The organism is Lactobacillus delbrueckii subsp. bulgaricus, assembly GCF_046938665.1.
Taxonomy (GTDB): domain Bacteria; phylum Bacillota; class Bacilli; order Lactobacillales; family Lactobacillaceae; genus Lactobacillus; species Lactobacillus delbrueckii_C.
On record NZ_JBKZCD010000001.1, the window covers coordinates 164,688 to 182,260 of the forward strand.

Genomic DNA, 17,573 nt, shown 5'->3' on the forward strand with positions numbered 1-17,573 from the left:
ACAATATTTTCTAGAAAAGGTTTAGGGCGTGATTAAGATTCTTTTTCTTTATTTGCAAGACTGCTTTCAGTCAAAGCCTTGTCCCGGTCCAAAACTGGCTTGAGATACTTGCCAGTCCAGGACTCTGGGCAGTCTGCCACTTCTTCCGGCGTCCCCGTGCAGACCACCTGGCCGCCCCGCTCGCCCCCGTTAGGGCCCAGGTCGATCAGCCAGTCAGCCGTCTTGATCACGTCCAGGTTGTGTTCGATCACCAAAACCGTGTTGCCCTGGTCCACCAGGCGCTGGAGGACCTCCAAAAGGCGCTTGATGTCGTCGGTGTGCAGGCCAGTAGTTGGTTCATCCAGGATGTAGAAGTTCTTCCCAGTCGACAATTTCTGCAGTTCGCTGGCCAGTTTCATCCGCTGGGCTTCCCCGCCGGACAAAGTGGTGGCCGGCTGGCCCAGCTTGACATAGCCCAGACCAACGTCGACGATGGTCTGCAGCTTGCGGTGAATCTTGGGAATGTTGACAAAGAAGTCGCAGGCTTCACTGATCGTCATGTCCAGGACCTGGGCAATATTCTTTTCCCGGTAAGTCACTTCCAAAGTTTCAGAATTATAGCGCTGGCCATGGCAGACTTCACAAGGAACGTAGACGTCCGGCAGAAAGTTCATTTCGATCTTGAGGATCCCGTCCCCGTGGCAGGTTTCGCAGCGCCCGCCCTTGACGTTGAAGGAGAAGCGGGCCTTGGTATAGCCCCGCATCTTGGCTTCATTGGTCTGGGCAAAAAGGGTCCGGATATCGTCAAAGACGCTGGTGTAGGTCGCCGGGTTGCTCCGCGGGGTCCGGCCGATCGGGCTTTGGTCGATGTCGATCACTTTTTCAATATTCTTCCAGCCAGTCAGCTTGTCATACTTGCCTGGCTTGGCAGAATTGTGGTTGAGCTTCTGGGCCAGGACCCGCTTTAAAATCTGGTTGACCAGGGTGGACTTGCCGGACCCGGAAACCCCGGTCACGACCATAAATTCGCTTAATGGGAATTCGACGCTGATATTCTTCAGGTTGTTTTCCGCCGCTCCGGTCAATTTCAGCTTCTTGCCGCTGCCCTTGCGCCGCTTCAATGGTACCGGGATGAACTTTTCTCCCCGCAGGTACTGGCCAGTCAAAGACTTCGGATTGGCCATGACTTCTTCCGGCGTTCCGGCCGCCATAACCTCCCCGCCCTGGCTGCCGGCCCCTGGCCCCATGTCGATCAAGTAGTCAGCAGCCCGCATAGTTTCATCGTCGTGTTCAACGACAATTAAGGAGTTGCCCAGGTCCCGCATCCGCTTCAAAGACGCGATCAAGCGGTCGTTGTCCCGCTGGTGCAGGCCGATAGACGGTTCATCCAAGACATACATAACCCCGGACAGGTTGGACCCGATCTGGGTGGCCAGGCGGATCCGCTGGGCTTCCCCGCCGGATAAAGTCCCGGCTGATCTGGACAGGGTCAAGTAGTCCAGGCCGACGCTGACCAGGAAATTCAAGCGGTCGCAGACTTCTTTTAGGATCGGCTTGGCGATAGCAGCTTCCTGCTCACTTAAGTCAACTGCCTTGAAAAAGGCCAGGCCGTCCTTGATTGACAAGTCGCTGGCTTCAGCCAGGTTCTTGCCATTGACCTTAACGGCCAGGGCCTTCTCATTAAGCCGCTTGCCGCCGCAGACCTCACAAGGCAATTCAGTCATGTACTTGCCCATGACTTCCTGCATGAACTTGGACATTGGCTTGGCATAGCGGCGGTCGACATTGTTGATCACCCCTTCAAAGGGCTGCTTGGTGTCGTTGACCCCGAAGTCCCCTTCCAGGTGGAAGTGGATTTCCTTGTCAGACCCATTTAAGATAATGTCTCTTTGCCGCTTGGTCAGCTTTTTAAAAGGCTTGTCCATCGGGATCTTTAAAGCAGCGCAGGCCTGCTCCAGCATCCCCATGTAGTACTTTGACCCTGCCCAAGGAGCCAGGGCCCCTTCCGCCAAGCTCTTGTCCTTATCCGGGACCACTAAGTCCGGGTCAACCGCCAGCTTCATCCCCAGGCCATCGCAGGCCGGGCAGGCCCCGAAAGGCGCGTTGAAGGAGAAGAGGCGGGGCTCCATTTCCCCGACTGTAAAGCCGCAAAGAGGACAGGCGTAGTATTCTGAAAAGCTGAGCTTCTCGCCCCCGATCACGTCAACGTCCATGTAGCCTTCAGACAGACGCAGGGCTGCTTCAGCCGAATCAAAGAGGCGGGACCGGATCCCGTCTTTGATGACCAGACGGTCGACCACAATTTCGATGTCATGGCGCTTGTTTTTCTCTAAAGCAAATTCCTCACTGGCGTCATGCTGCTCACCGTCAACGATCACCCGGACATAGCCGGCCCGGCGGATGCGGGCGAAAACCTCCTTGTGCTCGCCCCGCTTGCCCCGGATGACCGGGGACAAAAGCTGGATCTTGCTTCTTTCCGGCAAATCCAGGATCCGGGTCACCATCTGGTCAACCGACTGCCGCTGGATCAAGGTGCCGTCGTTTGGGCAGTAAGGGTGGCCGACCCTGGCCCAGAGCAGGCGGAGGTAGTCGTTGATTTCAGTAACCGTACCGACCGTTGAGCGGGGATTGTGGGAGGTCGTCTTCTGGTCGATGGAAATGGCCGGGTTAAGGCCGTCGATTGAGTCGACGTCGGCCTTGTCCATTTGCCCTAAAAACTGGCGGGCATAGCTGGACAGGGATTCCACATAGCGGCGCCGGCCTTCAGCGTACAGGGTGTCAAAAGCCAGTGAGCTCTTGCCTGAACCTGATAAGCCAGTAATAACGACCAGCTGGTCTTTAGGAATGGTTACATCGATGTCTTTTAAATTGTGCTCACGGGCACCTCGGATGACAATCTTTCTATCTGCCATTGAAGTCCTTGCCTTTCTTCTTAATCGGTTTTCTTACTGAGCCTTCCAGCTCGATAATCGCGTCGCGGAGGTTAGCCGCACTTTCAAAGTCCAAGCGCTTGGCCGCGTCTTGCATCTGCTCTTTCAAGTTGACGATCATCTGCTTCTTCTGCTTGGCCGTCAGCTCGTCGAAGTTGAGGTCGGCGAAGGAGTCTGACTTTTCTACTTCCTTGTCGGCCTTGACCACGGAGATCATGTCCCGGACCGGCTTGATGATGGTCTTTGGCACGATCCCATGCTCTTCATTGTACTTCATCTGGATGGCCCGGCGGCGGTTCGTTTCATCAATCGCCAGCTTCATGGAATCGGTGATCCGGTCAGCATACATGATGACTTCACCATTGGCGTTCCGGGCCGCCCGGCCCATGGTCTGGATCAGCGGCCGGTAGGCCCGCAGGAAGCCTTCCTTGTCCGCGTCCAGAATGGCCACCAGGGAAACTTCCGGCACGTCGATCCCTTCCCTAAGCAGGTTGATCCCGATCAAAACGTCAAACTTGCCCAAGCGGAGGTCCCGGATAATCTGCATTCTTTCCAGGGTTTTAATGTCCGAGTGCAGGTAGCGGACCTTGATGCCCAGGTCTTTCAAGTAGTCGGTCAAGTCTTCAGCCATCTTTTTGGTCAAAGTAGTGACAAAAACCCGTTCCTTTCTTTCAATCCGCAGGTTGATTTCAGCAACCAGGTCGTCGATCTGCCCTTCAATTGGCCGGACCTCAATCTTCGGGTCCAAAAGGCCGGTCGGCCGGATGACCTGTTCTACGATCCGGCTGGTCCGGTTTAATTCATAGTCACCCGGGGTGGCTGACACATACATGATCTGGTTGACATGCTGCTCAAATTCTTCCAGCTTCAAAGGCCGGTTGTCCAAGGCTGATGGCAGGCGGAAGCCATAGTCAATCAAGGTCTGCTTTCTGTTTCTGTCCCCGTTGTACATGGCCCGGATTTCCGGCATGGTGGCATGGGATTCGTCGATTAAAATCAGGGAATCCTTGGGGAAGAAGTCCAAAAGAGTGTATGGCGGCTCACCGGCTTTGCGGTTTTCCATCTGCCGGGAGTAGTTTTCAATCCCGTTGGTGTAGCCGACTTCTCTCAGCATTTCCAAGTCGTAGGTGGTCCGCTGCTTGATTCTTTCTGCCTCCAGCAGCTTGCCTTCTTTTTCAAACTTCTTGACCTGGTCGTCCATCTCAGTCTTGATCCGGTCGATAGCCCCGGCCAGCTGGTCTTCATTGGTCATGAAGTGGGTGGCCGGGAAAAGGGAGATGCTGTCTCTGACCCCGTGCACTTCCCCGGTCAAGGAGTCAACTTCAACAATCCGGTCGATTTCGTCGCCAAAAAATTCAATCCGGTAGGCCCGGTCAGAATAGCCGGCCGGGAAAACTTCCACGACGTCGCCCCGGACCCGGAAGCGGCCCCGCTGGAAGTCGATGTCATTTCTGTCGTACTGGATGTTGACCAGGTCTCTGAGCAGGGTGTTTCTTTCGTATTCCTGGCCAGTATAGACGTTTAACACGCTGGCTGCGTATTCTCTTGGGTCACCCAAGCCGTAGATACAGGAAACGGAAGCCACCACGATGACGTCATTTCTGGACATCAAGGCGCTGGTGGCCGCGTGCCGCAGCTGGTCGATTTCGTCGTTGATCGAGGCATCTTTTTCAATGTAAGTGTCTGACTGGGGCACGTAGGCTTCCGGCTGGTAGTAGTCATAGTAGGAAACGAAGTATTCCACGGCGTTGTTCGGGAAAAATTCCTTAAATTCATTGTAGAGCTGGCCAACCAGGGTCTTGTTGTGGGTAATGACCAGGGTCGGCTTGTTCATTTTGGCAATTACATTGGCCATGGTATAGGTCTTCCCCGTCCCCGTTGCCCCCTTGAGAATCTGCTCTTTATCGCCGGCCTGAAAACCGGCCGTCAGCTGGTCGATGGCCTGCTGCTGGTCGCCGGCCGGCTTATATGGTGAGACGAGTTCAAATTTGTTATTGTCTTGCCGCTTAATCACTTTTTTCCCCCTTAAACTTGCAATAATCAGTCGTATTCTATTTTACTACCCGAACATAGATTCTAACAATATTTTGCTCAAAGAAAAAAGCAGCCGACCACTTGTCCGCTGCTTTTAATAGCTATTTCAAAAATCCCTTGGCTTGCAGGTAGTTGTAAGCTTCCTGCCCGGCCACGCTGCCTTCGCCCACGGCGGTCGTTACCTGGCGCAAATCCTTTGGCCGCACGTCGCCGGCCGCGAAGATCCCTTCCTGCCGGGTCCGCATCAATTCGTCAGTAGGAATCCAGCCGTTTTCGTCCAGGATGTCCAGGCCATCCAGGGCCTTAGTCACTGGCAAAACGCCAACGTAAATGAAGACACCCTTGGTGGCAAATTCCTTTTCTTCCCCGCTGACCTTGTCCTTGTAACGGATCCCGCTGACCTTGCCGTCTTCGCCGACGATTTCTTCAGTCAGGGCGTTCCAGACAAACTTGATCTTCGGGTGCTTGAAGGCCTTCTCCTGCAGTTCAGGCTTGGCCCGCAGCTGGTCTCTTCTGTGAACGACCGTGACTGACTTGGCTGACTGGGCCAGGTAGAGCCCTTCCTGGATGGCTGAGTCGCCCCCGCCGATCACCGTCACGTCTTCATCTCTGAAGAAAGCTGCATCGCAGACGGCGCAGTAAGAAACACCATGGCCGGAATAAGTTTCCTCTCCCGGCACGTTCAAGTGCTTGTGCTCTGATCCAGTCGCGATGATCACGGCTGGAGCCAGGTATTCCTCGCTGTCCGTAATCACCCGCTTGTAGTCGCCTTCCAACTTGACGGCCTGGACGTCGCCATATTCATAGCTGGCCCCGGCGTTTTGCACGGTCTGGTACATCTTTTCGCCCAGTTCCGGCCCCTGAACTTCCACAAAGCCCGGGTAATTGTCGATGTCGGCAGTGTTGTTCATCTGCCCCCCGTAAATCCCCCGGTCTAAGAGAACCGTCTTCAGGTTGGCCCGGGCCGCATAAACTGCTGCCGTCATGCCGGCTGGACCGGCACCAATGATTACTACGTCAACTTCTTTGGTCATAAACAGCCTCCTTGCCACTTACTTTTTATAAGTAATATCATACAGGATTTTCCAAAGATTGCAAGCCTCTTTTAAATTCTAATTTCCGGTCCCATCTGCCGGCTCATCATCAGCTTGATTTCATCGTCGATCTTGGCCCCCTCATAGAGAACCTTGTAGATGGAAGCTGAAATCGGCATATCCAAAGAATACTTGTCGCAGATTTCGTGCACGGCCTTGACGGTCGTGGCCCCTTCAACAACCTGGCCCATGTTGGCCAGGACTTCGTCCAGGGGCTTACCCTGGCCCAGCTGGTAGCCGCAGCGCCAGTTCCGGGAGTTGACTGAGGTACAAGTAACGATCAAGTCGCCGATCCCGGACAGGCCGCTGAAGGTCCAAGGCTGGCCGCCAAAGGCCACGCCCAGGCGGGTGATTTCCGCCAGGCCTCGGGTCATCAAGGCTGCCTTGGCATTGTCCCCGTAGCCCAGCCCCGCCAGGATCCCAGCCGCGATGGCGATGACGTTTTTAACAGCCCCGCCGACCTGAACCCCGATTGGGTCGTTGCTGGTGTAGAAGCGGACATAGTCATTTGAAAAAATCTTCTGCATCTTGGCCGCGTTGTCCAGACTGGTTGAAGCCAGGGTAATGGCCGTCAGGTCCTTTTGGGCGGTGTTTTCCGCGTGGCTGGGACCGGACAGGACGATCATCTTGTCAAAGCCGTCCGGGTAGATTTCATCTTTAAAAATCTGCAAAACCAGCTTTTTAGTCCCCGGCTCAATCCCCTTGGTGGCCGAAACCAGGTAAGGCTGGCGGCCATTTTTGTCCAAGACCTGCCGGACTGCTTTGGCTACTGACCGGATCGCGCTGGTCGGCACGGCGAACAGGATAACGTCACAGTCTTTCAGAACCTGCCCCATGTCGGTGCTGGCCCAAACGCTGGGGTTCAAGGTCCAGTCCTTCATGTAGTGCAGGTTAGTGTGGTCTTGGTTAATCTCATCAGCAATAACTTGCCGGTGGGCGTAAAGGGCCACATCATGGCCGTTGTCAGCCAGCATGGAGGCCAGGACTGACCCCCAGGAGCCGGCGCCTAAAACGGAAATTTTTGTCATTTTTTCTACCTCTCGTATGGATATTTTAACCCGCTTCCTTCAAGATACCACTTTGGCTTGACTTTGACACGCCGGTAGACAAATAAAATAACAACTGCAATTAAAAGCAGGAGGCTGAGGGCCTGGGAAACCCGGATGACGCCAAAGATGTAGAGGCTGTCCGTCCGCATCCCTTCCACGAAAAAGCGGACCACGGAGTACCAGGCCAGGTAAAGCATGAAGACTTCCCCCTGCTTAAAAAGGTGCTTCTTGTGGCGCAGGGAGAGGATGATGATCAGACCGATCAGGTTAAAGAAAGATTCATACAAAAAAGTCGGCTTGTAGTAGCTGCCATTAATGTACATCTGATCGATGATGAACTGGGGCAAGTGGAGATTTTGCAGATACTGCAGGCTGCACTTGGCTCCGTGGGCCTCCTGGTTCATAAAATTGCCCCACCGGCCTAGGACCTGGGCCGCCATTACGCCCGGCGCCACGATGTCCAGGACCAGAAATGGCGGCAAGAAGCGCCGGTAGCAGAAGACCAAAAGGACGATCGCCCCGGCGATCAAGCCCCCGTAAATAGCAATCCCTCCGTTCCAGATGGCGATAATTTCATCCGGGTGCTGGGAGAAGTAGCTCCATTCAAAAATGACATAGTAGATCCGGGCCCCGATAAAGCCGATCGGCACGCCCCACAAGAGCAGGTCGATGAAGTCATCGCTCATGATCTGCCGTCTTTGCCCTTCTCTGATCGACATGAAGGTGGCCAGCAGGATCCCGCAGGCGATGATGATTCCGTACCAGCGGACATGAATGTCCCCAATACTGAAGGCGATTGGATTCAATGCTAAAGTCACTAGTCGTCTTCACCCCGCTTTTCTTCTTCCGTATTTTCCGCGATCAGACTGGTTAGGTTTTCATCAAAAGTCTTGGCCGCGTCAAAGCCCATGGCCTTAGCTCTGAAGTTCATGACGGCCACTTCCACGATGTTTTCCATGTTCCGGCCGACCTTGACCGGAATAGTGACCTGGGGAACCGCGATCCCGCAGATGATTCGGGTATTTTCCTGGAAGCCCAGACGGTCATAGTTGGCCTTGGAGTCCCAGTTGGTCAGGTTGATGACCAGGGAGATCTCAGTTTCATCCTTGATGGCCCCAATCCCGAAGAGCTTGAGGACGTCAATGATCCCGATCCCCCGGATTTCCATCAAGTGCTTCAAAATACGAGGAGCTTCCCCAATCACGGTCTCGTGGTCTCTTTGGTAGACATCCACCCGGTCGTCAGCGATCAAGCGGTGGCCGTGCTGCACCAGGGCCAGGGCGGTTTCGGACTTGCCGACCCCGGATTCCCCGGTCAAGAGGACCCCCATCCCGAAGACTTCAACCAGGACCCCGTGAACGCTGCTTCTTTCCGCCAGCTTGACGGCCAGGTACTGGGTGATCATGCTCATCAAGTAGGTCGTGGCGTCGTTGGAAATCAAGATCGGAGTCCCGGCTGCTTCTGCCGCCTCCTTCAGTTCAACTGGCACCGGCAGGTTGCGGGAAACCAGCAGGCAGGGTGTTTCTTTCTGGCAGATTTTTTCAAAAACTTTCCGGCGCAGGTCGTGGTCCAGCCGGGCAGCGTAGGAAATTTCCGTTCTGCCCAGAAGCTGGACCCGGTCAGCCGGGTAAAAGTCAAAGTAGCCGCTCAATTCCAGTCCCGGCCGGTAAACGTCGGAAACCGAAATCTTCTTGCCAGCCACGCATTCCTGTCCCTGCAGAACCCGCAGGTTGGAATTGTCATTAATGAGCTCAGTTAGTTTTACCGTGTTCGTCATCATGTGCCTCACTATCATCAACATCTCGCACTGTCACATCTTGCGCCTGTTTCCGCGGCCGCTCCGGATCTGCCTGGCCTGGCTTGAACCAGTCGGGCTCCGGCCGGCTGGGCAGCTTGTATTTCTTCCGCCAGTAAAAGCGGTAGTAGAGCCATAAAAGCAAAATTACGACCAGGCCCACCGGCAACAAGGCAATCAAGGCCTTGAAGAAAACCGAGAGCAGGGCCAGGGCGACTACCGCCGCCAAAACCAGCAGCACTATCGTGGTAAATGACATATTTTTCCTCTTATTCTGGATTCTCCTGGCTCAAACGCCACTGCAGGTAGGCGTAGATGAAGGGATCCAGCTTCCCGTCCATCACCCCGCCCACATCGGCGGTTTCATAGCCGGTCCGGTGGTCTTTGACCATGCTGTATGGGTGGAAGACGTAAGACCGGATCTGCGATCCCCAGGCAATGTCCAATTGCTCACCCTTCAAGGCCGCCTTTTCCTTGCGCTTCTTTTCTTCTTCCAGGTGGAAAAGCTTAGCCCGCATTTCATTCATGGCCGTGTCCCGGTTCTGGAACTGGGACCGCTGGGCCTGGGAAGTCGTCACGATCCCGGTTGGGATGTGGGTAATCCGAACGGCACTGGAAGTCTTGTTAATGTGCTGGCCGCCCGCCCCGGATGACCGGTAGACGTCAATTCTGAGGTCCTTAGGGTCAATGTCGATTTCAATGGAGTCATCGACTTCGGGGATAACTTCAACCGAGGCAAAAGAAGTATGCCGTCTTTTGGCTGAGTCAAAAGGCGAAATCCGGACCAGGCGGTGAACGCCATGTTCAGACTTCAGCAGCCCATAGGCATTCTTGCCGGAAATCCGGACGCTGACGCTCTTTAAGCCGGCTTCATCACCTGGTTCAAAGTTGTTGACTTCAAACTTAAGGCCGCGGGAGTCGCAATAGCGCTGGTACATCCGGAGCAGCATGTTCCCCCAGTCCATGGCTTCAGTGCCGCCGGCCCCCGGGTGGATTTCCATCAAGGCATTATGGTCATCGTACTCGCCCGACAAGAGCAGGTTCAGTTCATACTGGTGGAACTCTTCCTGCAGCTTGGCCAGCTGGTCTTCGGTGTCCTTTTGCAGGTCTGCGTCTGCTTCCAGGCGCAGCAATTCCAGGGCCGTTTCTTCATCGGTCAGGTCTTTTTCCAGAGCCAGGAAGGAGTCCCGCTTTTCCTTGAGCAGGTTGGTCTCACTGATCAATTTCTGGGCCTTTTCCTGATTGTCCCAAAAGCCCGGTTCCGCCATCTTGGCTTCGTTGATTTCAATGCTTTCGCTGATATTATCGAAGTCAAAGAGACCCCCTGAAATGGTTAAGCCGGGTCCGCAACTCGTCTAAAGCATTTTGAATTTCACTGATTTCCATTGTCTTTTTCCTTTGCTAAAAATAATCTTTTTTGTTCACTACAATTATAACCAAAAAGAGGGGGCTCCCGCCCCCTCTTTGCTGATTTATTACCGACTCAAGTTGTTTCTGATCTGAGCCTTCATGAAGAGGCGAGTCACGTCAAACTCGATGTCGCTGATCATTTCTTCAAACATGTTGTAGCCGGAGTCCTGGTATTCAACCAGCGGGTTCAGCTGGCCGTAGCCCCGCAGGCCGATTGACTGCCGCAATTGGTCCATGGCGTCAATGTGGTTGGTCCAGTGTTCGTCAACTACGCGGAGGATAACCACCTTTTCAAATTCCAGCATTTGTTCCGGATCAGCCAGGGCAGCTTCCTTTTCCTGGTAGTTGTCTTCAACCAATTGGTAAAGCTGCTGCTTAAGGGCATCTGGCGTGAAGGTCTTGAAGTCGATTTCTGAATCAACGTATTCTTCACTGGCCAGGCTGGACACGATAAAGTCGCGCAAGGAGTCCAGGCGCCAAGTCGACCGGTCGCCTTGGGTGAACATGTCCACTTGGTGGTCGATAGTCCGGTGAATCATCGGCAGCAAGACACTCTTCAAAGACTGCTGCTCATCGATAACCTGCATCCGTTCCTTGTAGATGATTTCACGCTGGATCCGCATAACGTCGTCGTATTGCAGGGTCTGCTTCCGGGTGTCGTAGTTGTTCCCTTCAACCCGCTTTTGGGCTGATTCAACCTGGCGGGTGATCAAGCGGCTTTCGATGACCTTGTCGTCGTCATTGTCGGACAGGCGGTCAAGGAAGTCCTTGACCCGGTCGCCCCCGAAGCGCTTCATCAAGTCGTCTTCCAAGGACAGGTAGAAGCGGGTGTAACCCGGGTCACCCTGCCGGCCGGACCGGCCCCGCAGCTGGTTGTCGATACGGCGGGATTCGTGTCTTTCAGTCCCGATTACGGCCAAACCGCCCAGTTCCTTGACGCCAGGCCCCAGCTTGATGTCAGTCCCACGCCCGGCCATGTTGGTGGCAATCGTAACTGCCCCTCTTTGGCCGGCATTCATGATGATGGCTGCTTCCTTGGCGTGGTTCTTGGCGTTCAAGACAGCGTGCGGGATGTGTTCCTTGTCCAGCATGTGGCTCAAGCGTTCAGAAGATTCAATGGCCACCGTGCCGACCAGGATTGGCTGGCCCTTGGCGTGCCGCTCCTTGATTTCGTCAACCACGGCCTTGAACTTGGAGTCCAGGGTCGGGTAGAGCAGGTCGGGCATGTCCTGTCTGATAACTGGCCGGTTGGTCGGGATGGTGATGACTTCCATGTTGTAGATTTCACGGAATTCTTCTTCTTCAGTCTTGGCCGTACCGGTCATCCCGGACAGCTTCTGGTACATTCTGAAGTAGTTCTGGTAAGTAATCGTGGCCTGGGTCTGGGATTCTTCCTGGATCTTGACCCCTTCCTTGGCTTCGATGGCCTGGTGCAGGCCGTCTGAGTAGCGGCGGCCTTCCATAACACGGCCGGTAAAGGAGTCAACGATCAGGACTTCACCGTCTTGGACAACGTAGTCGATGTCCTTGAGCATGATGTAGTTGGCCCGCAGGGCTTGGTCGATGTGGTGAACCAGCTTCTGGTTTTCAACGTCGTAAAGGTTCTTGAGGCCAAAGTGGTCGCAGGCCTTCTGGATCCCGGTTCTGGTCAGGGAAATAGTCTTGGTTGGCCAGTCGATCTTGTAGTCGCCGTGGTCTTCATCGTCATCGGCGTCATTGTCGCTCTTGTCTTCCACCAGCTTCTTGACAAAGCGGTCAGCCCGGACGTAGTCGGCGTTGGCTTGTTCAGCTTCACCGGAAATGATCAAAGGCGTCCGCGCTTCGTCGATCAAGATGGAGTCAACTTCGTCGATGATGGCGTAGTTAAGCGGCCGCTGCACCATTTGTTCCTTGTAGACAACCATGTTGTCCCGGAGGTAGTCAAAGCCCAGTTCAGAGTTGGTTGAGTAAGTTACGTCGCAGGCGTAAGCTTCCCGCTTTTCTTCCGGGGACATGGTGCTGACGTTCAAGCCGACCGTCAGGCCCAGCCAGCGGTAAAGCTGGCCCATTTCAGTTTCGTCACGGCTGGACAGGTATTCGTTGACAGTAACAACGTGCACGCCCTTGCCAGACAAAGCGTTGAGGTAAACCGGCATGGTGGCCGTCAAGGTCTTACCTTCACCGGTCATCATTTCGGCAATGTTGCCCCGGTGCAGGGCAATCCCGCCGAGGATCTGCACGCGGAATGGGTACAGGCCCAGAACCCGCTTGGAAGCTTCCCGGGATACGGCAAAGGCTTCCGGCAGCAGGTCGTCTAAGCTTTCGCCCTTTTCAATCCGGCTCCGGAATTCCGGCGTCTTGGCCTGCAATTCTTCGTCAGAGAGAGCGGCCATTTGGTCAGCGTATGACTCTACTTGGTCAGCAATTTTTTCAAAACGCTTAAGTTCTCTTTTATCAGCGTTGTATAACTTCTTTAAAATGTTTGCCATCTAATCGTCCTTAATTCTGATATTTAGTCTAAAATCACAGAATAATTTTAACATGTAAATGCCAAAAATTAAAATAATCTACAAAAATAAGCAGGGCACAATAATCATCGTGCCCTGCCTGGCTTGTAGCCTTAGTATTCAGTTGGATAAGCGGCGAAACTATTCGTTAGTTTCAATCAAGCCGTAGCTGCCGTCGTTGCGGCGGTAAACCACGCTGGTGCCGTTGGTTTCAGCGTCTTGGAAGACGAAGAAGTCGTGTTCCAGCATGTCCATTTGCAAGATGGCTTCTTCTGGGTCCATTGGCTTCAAGTTAACCCGCTTGTTGCGGACAATCTTGAACATTGGGGCCTTTTCTTCCTTCTCCTCTTCAACCGGAGCTTCTTCAGGGATGAAGAATTCTTCAACGCCCTTTTCACGGCTCTTGCGGTTGACGCGGGTCTTGTACTTTCTGATTTGGCGTTCAAGCTTTTCGGAAACAAAGTCAATGCTGCGGTACATGTCATCCGTAGTTTCTTCAGCTCTCAAAACCAGGTATGGAAGCGGAATGGTTACTTCAACCTTAGCTGAGTGGTCACGGTATACCTTCAGATTTACATGAGCGATTACGTCCTGGCTCAGATCAAAGTACTTTTCCAACTTGGTCAAGCGCTTTTCAACATAGTCTCTCAAAGCTTCAGTGACTTCAATATTTTCGCCACGAACATTGTACTTTAACATAATAATTATCTCCTTTCCCGCTTGCGCGGTTTCTTTACACTCATATTATACCAAACTTGAAAGCGCTTTGTGAAAATATTTAGCGACTAATTGAAAAACTTTCGACCTGGCATTCAGGAAAAGCCGTTTCAATCGCGTCGCGCGCATGGTAAAGTGTTCGGCCTGTGGTGTAAATGTCATCCAAAAGGATGATCTTGCCTGTTATTGTACCCCTAAATTCCGGATTTAAAAAGAAATTTTGCTTGGCCTGCATCCGGGCTTTTTTGTCCTTTTCCCCCTGGGCTCCAGCCCCAGCCTTTTTAGCTAAAAGGGGCGTTAAGGGCAAAAGGGGATTAAAAATTTCCCAGACCGTGTCATAGCCCCGCTTTTTCCGGTGCTCAGGTGAAGTCGGGACCGGGACGTAGTAGTCGGCTGCTAATTTTTTAACAGCGGGGGCGGCCAATTCCTGCAAAACTTGGCAGAGCAGGTAGTCCCCGTAGCGCTTGTAGCGGACCATCAGGTCATGAAAGGCCTGGTTATAGCAGTAGACGGCCTGGTTGCGCAAAAAATTCCCCTGGTAGATCCGCCGCCACTTCTGGCAGTCCTGGCAGATTTCCCCCCTATCCTGCTGGCGGCCGCACTGGGGGCAAAAGGCGGGGCCGATCTGGTCAAACTGCTGGCGGCAGGATGGACACAGGCAGGAAGTCTTGCTTTTGCCCGGCAAAAGCAGGCGCCTCATGTCCAAATCTCCGGTAAAAGGCTGGTCGCAAAAAAGGCAAAGACTCATCCCCGGTTCATCTCCTTAATCTGCTTGACCGCGCTTCTGATCTGCCGGCTGTAGCGCCGGTAGCAAAAAAGCACCAGCCCGTCCGGATCCTGCTTGTCTCTGCCCACCCGGCCGGCAATCTGGACCAGGCTGGCGGCAGAATAAATCTCATCATCAGCGGCCACGATGATCACCCAGACATGCTTAAAGGTCACCCCCCGCTCCAAGATTGTGGTCGTCAAAAGCAGGTCCAGGTCGCCTTTACGGAATTTTTCCACCTTCTCCAGCCGGTCCGGGTCCTGGGCATAGACGGTTGCCAGGCGCAAGTTGGGCAGGAGCCTTTTGACAGCGGCAAAATACTGGGGCATCTGGGCGATTCTGGGCAAAAAGACCAGGAGGGGGTGGCCGCTTTTGGCCGCCATTTTGATCCGCCGGGCTAATTTTGGATGCAGGCGGCCCTTGGTCAAAAAGGGCTTGACGTACAGGTCCAGCCGGGGCACGGGCAAGGGATAGCCGTGAAAGCGGCGGTTGAGCCTGACGATGGCCAGTTTCCCCTGCCTGGCCGCTTTTAGCAGGTCCTCAGGCGGAGTAGCCGTCAAAAAGACCCGGCTGCCCGTTTTTTTAACGGCATTGCCCGCGGCAAAATGCAGCTGGGGATTGCCGGCATATGGGAAGGAGTCGATCTCATCGATGATCAAAAGGTCAAAGGCCTGGTAGTACTTCAGCAGCTGGTGGGTCGTACAGATGACCAGCTGCTCATTGGCCGCTTCCTTTTCCTCCCGGCCATGGTACTTGCCGATCTCCACCTCCCCGAAGGCTGCTGCTAGGCGGGGGTAAAGCTCATTGACCACGTCGATTCTGGGCGTGGCAATGGCTACCCGGCAGCCGCGGCTGAAAGCCTCAGCCAATAAGGGAAAAATCATCTCCGTCTTCCCCGCTCCGGTCACGGCCTCAACCAGGCAGTCTTCTTTAACGGCAAATTTCTCCAATAAAAAGCGGCTCACACCCTCCTGCCGCTCTTGCAGCTGCCCTGTCCAGGTCATCCCCGCCCTGGCCGGGTAATGACTGCCAGCCGCCTGGCGGACCAAAAGCTTGCCCTCATCCAGCCGGCCCAGGCCCACGCAAGCACGGCAATACAAAAAGCCCGACGGCAAGCGCGCCCAGCAGGAGCTGCCACAGCGCTGGCAGATGCCATTTTCGATGGCGGGAATTGCCGTCTGCCCCTCTTTTATGCTATTATCCACTTTGTCAACCAGCCATTGGCGGCCGGCCAGAGATTCTTTTTCTTCTGTCATTTTTTTCGCCTCCACTAACTAATACACCAAAAAGGGATGATTTTTTGTCAAAAGAAGCAGATTTTTTAACAATCAAAGAAAACGGCCAGCATGAGCTGGTCATCAAGAAGAGCCGCTTCATCGCGACCCTTGCCCGGGTCCAGGATGAGGAAGAGGCCCGGGACTTTATTGCCGCGACCAGCAAAAAGTACCATGACGCCACCCACAACACCTATGCCTACACCTTGGGCCTTAATGACGACCGGGTCAAAAGCAGCGACAACGGCGAACCAGCCGGTACGGCCGGGGTGCCGGAATTAAAGACCCTGCAATTAATGGGCCTGAAGAATGTCGCCGTCGTCGTGACCCGGTATTTCGGCGGAATCAAATTAGGGGCCGGCGGCCTCATCCGGGCATACTCTTCCAGCGTCAGCGAAGCAGCTGAAGCCATCGGCATCGTCAAGCGGGTTAAGCAGCAGGAATTGATTTTTACCATCCCCTACAACCGCTATGACAAGGTTGACCACTTCCTTAAGGAAAAAGAGGTCTTCGTTGCCGGCACTGAATATGGCGTAAACATCACCATTTCCATCTACCTGGACCTGGACCAGATTGACCCCTTTATCAGCGATCTAACCGAGCTCTTGAACGGGGAACCGGACCTAATCAAGGGGGACCAGCGCTATAACGAAATTCCCGTTAAAAGCGGAGAAAAAAGATTCTAACCAAAAATGACCAAGCATTTCTGCTTGGTCATTTTCTTTTGTCTGTTCAGCTTTATTGTTTTTTACCGCTATTGTTCTCAGCAGGCTTGTGCCCCCCCTTGGACCGCTCCTGCCACTTCTGGGGCTTGGCCTCGCCCTGGTGCCAGACTTCAACGTCCGGCTCCTTAGTGTGGGTGCTATGTAAAACCAGGCGGTTAATCAAGTGGCTGAGGGGCTTGTATTTTTCCCCTAAAAGGCCGATCGATTCCACGAAGAGCTCAACGGCGATCAAGAGGCCGACCAGCAAGAGGGCCATGGCCCAGATCGGCGACAAGAGGAAGAGCATGGACACGAAGGAGAAGATCAAGGACAGGGCGTAAATCACCAGCACCGTCTGCCTTTGGGTCAAGCCCAAGTTCATCAGCTGGTGGTGGAGGTGGTGCTTGTCCGCCTGGGAAATCGGCTTCTTGTTCAGCTTGCGGCGGATCATGGCATAGACCGTATCAGAGATCGGCACACCCAAGATGATCACCGGCACCAGCAAAGAAATAAAGGTCACGTTCTTCAAGCCCTTTAAGGCTAAAACCGAGATCATGAAGCCCAAGTAGAGGGCCCCGGTGTCCCCTAAAAAGATCTTGGCCGGGTTGAAGTTGTAAGGCAAAAAGCCCAGGAGGCAGGCCGCCAGCATAAAGCAGGCGATCGGCACGTACAGGCCCTGGTTACGCAAGAAGAAGTAGCCGACAATCCCCATGGTCAAAAGCGAGATGCAGGACACACCGGCCGCCAGCCCGTCTAAGCCGTCAATCAAGTTGACCGCGTTGGTCAAGGCCAGGATCCAGAAGATGGTAATCGGCAGGCTGAGATACCAGGGCAAATTGATGGTCTGGCCGGTAAAAGGAATATTCAGCTCGGTCATCCGGATTTCGGCCAAAAAGTAGGTAATCATGGCCGCGATGAAGATCCCGCCCATTTTTTGCCCGGGCTTGAGTTCTAAAATATCATCGATCATCCCGGTCAAGACGATCACGCTGGACGCCAGCAAAAGGGCAAAGAGCTCGTGGGTCGGGAACTGCTCTCTGAGCAAGATGAAGGTCCCGATATTGTAAGTCACGAAAATCCCCAGCCCCCCGATAGTCGGCATGGGTTTCTTGTTGACCCGGCGGGCGTTAGGATTGTCCACCGCCCCCAGGACAAAGGCCAGGCGCCGGATGAAAGGCGTGATCGCTACTTGGATGATCACCAGTAAAAAAAGGTCAACGATAATCTTAAACATGAAATTCTGCTTTCTGAGTCTAGTTGAGTTAATTATACCGGGCTTTAAGGCGATTTGCCAAATGCTAACAAAAAAGTCCAGAATTCAATCTGGACTTTCTG

The 17,573-nt window shown here is 53.9% G+C and carries 14 protein-coding genes; 1 reads left to right on the plus strand and 13 read right to left on the minus strand.

The window, feature by feature from the left end:
* Positions 1 to 32: 32 nt before the first annotated feature.
* The 12 genes from uvrA to ACLUXO_RS00885 all read right to left on the minus strand — a co-directional run bounded on the left by uvrA (position 33) and on the right by ACLUXO_RS00885 (position 15,516).
* Positions 33 to 2,891 carry an excinuclease ABC subunit UvrA gene (gene uvrA, locus ACLUXO_RS00830; RefSeq protein ID WP_412135932.1) on the minus strand — a complete coding sequence of 953 codons (2,859 nt, stop codon included), beginning with the start codon at positions 2,889 to 2,891 and terminating at the stop codon, positions 33 to 35.
* Positions 2,881 to 4,923 carry an excinuclease ABC subunit UvrB gene (uvrB, locus tag ACLUXO_RS00835; RefSeq protein WP_412135933.1) on the minus strand — a complete coding sequence of 681 codons (2,043 nt, stop codon included), beginning with the start codon at positions 4,921 to 4,923 and terminating at the stop codon, positions 2,881 to 2,883. The genes uvrA and uvrB overlap by 11 nt, the downstream gene beginning before the upstream one ends.
* Positions 4,924 to 5,044: 121 nt before the next feature.
* Positions 5,045 to 5,977, minus strand: a complete 933-nt coding sequence (gene trxB, locus ACLUXO_RS00840; RefSeq protein WP_002879964.1) for a thioredoxin-disulfide reductase — start codon at positions 5,975 to 5,977, stop codon at positions 5,045 to 5,047.
* Positions 5,978 to 6,048: 71 nt separating this feature from the next.
* Entirely contained in the window at positions 6,049 to 7,065 is a 1,017-nt protein-coding gene (locus ACLUXO_RS00845) for an NAD(P)H-dependent glycerol-3-phosphate dehydrogenase (RefSeq protein ID WP_412135934.1), read from the minus strand.
* 5 nt (positions 7,066 to 7,070) lie between these two features.
* Entirely contained in the window at positions 7,071 to 7,904 is an 834-nt protein-coding gene (gene lgt / locus ACLUXO_RS00850; RefSeq protein WP_412135935.1) for a prolipoprotein diacylglyceryl transferase, read from the minus strand.
* Positions 7,904 to 8,863 (minus strand): HPr(Ser) kinase/phosphatase, encoded by a 960-nt coding sequence (gene hprK / locus ACLUXO_RS00855; RefSeq protein ID WP_412135936.1) that lies wholly within the window; start codon positions 8,861 to 8,863, stop codon positions 7,904 to 7,906. The genes lgt and hprK overlap by 1 nt, the downstream gene beginning before the upstream one ends.
* Positions 8,838 to 9,140, minus strand: a complete 303-nt coding sequence (locus ACLUXO_RS00860; protein ID WP_412135937.1) for a hypothetical protein — start codon at positions 9,138 to 9,140, stop codon at positions 8,838 to 8,840. The genes hprK and ACLUXO_RS00860 overlap by 26 nt, the downstream gene beginning before the upstream one ends.
* Before the next feature lie 10 nt (positions 9,141 to 9,150).
* A protein-coding gene (prfB, locus tag ACLUXO_RS00865) for a peptide chain release factor 2 (protein WP_164976362.1) occupies positions 9,151 to 10,267 on the minus strand; the annotation gives its coding sequence in 2 pieces (ribosomal slippage) (positions 9,151 to 10,194 and positions 10,196 to 10,267; 1,116 coding nt in all).
* A gap of 89 nt (positions 10,268 to 10,356) precedes the next feature.
* Positions 10,357 to 12,759: a preprotein translocase subunit SecA gene (gene secA, locus ACLUXO_RS00870; RefSeq protein WP_412135938.1), complete on the minus strand. Its 2,403-nt coding sequence runs from the start codon at positions 12,757 to 12,759 to the stop codon at positions 10,357 to 10,359.
* Between the two features lie 159 nt (positions 12,760 to 12,918).
* The gene (gene hpf / locus ACLUXO_RS00875) at positions 12,919 to 13,476 is read right to left on the minus strand and encodes a ribosome hibernation-promoting factor, HPF/YfiA family (RefSeq protein WP_003614803.1); all 558 of its coding nucleotides are present in this window, start codon (positions 13,474 to 13,476) and stop codon (positions 12,919 to 12,921) included.
* 79 nt (positions 13,477 to 13,555) lie between these two features.
* Positions 13,556 to 14,242, minus strand: coding sequence for a ComF family protein (locus ACLUXO_RS00880; protein ID WP_412135939.1), 687 nt, complete (start codon positions 14,240 to 14,242; stop codon positions 13,556 to 13,558).
* Complete coding sequence (locus ACLUXO_RS00885; protein WP_412135940.1) at positions 14,239 to 15,516, minus strand: DEAD/DEAH box helicase; 1,278 nt, start codon at positions 15,514 to 15,516, stop codon at positions 14,239 to 14,241. The genes ACLUXO_RS00880 and ACLUXO_RS00885 overlap by 4 nt, the downstream gene beginning before the upstream one ends.
* A 44-nt stretch (positions 15,517 to 15,560) precedes the next feature.
* On the opposite strand from ACLUXO_RS00885, the gene ACLUXO_RS00890 reads away from it, so the two are divergent.
* Positions 15,561 to 16,220 carry a YigZ family protein gene (locus tag ACLUXO_RS00890; protein ID WP_412135941.1) on the plus strand — a complete coding sequence of 220 codons (660 nt, stop codon included), beginning with the start codon at positions 15,561 to 15,563 and terminating at the stop codon, positions 16,218 to 16,220.
* A 52-nt stretch (positions 16,221 to 16,272) separates the two neighbouring features.
* Here ACLUXO_RS00890 and ACLUXO_RS00895 read toward each other — a convergent pair whose 3' ends face one another.
* Entirely contained in the window at positions 16,273 to 17,472 is a 1,200-nt protein-coding gene (locus tag ACLUXO_RS00895) for a glycosyltransferase family 4 protein (RefSeq protein ID WP_412135942.1), read from the minus strand.
* Positions 17,473 to 17,573: the final 101 nt, after the last annotated feature.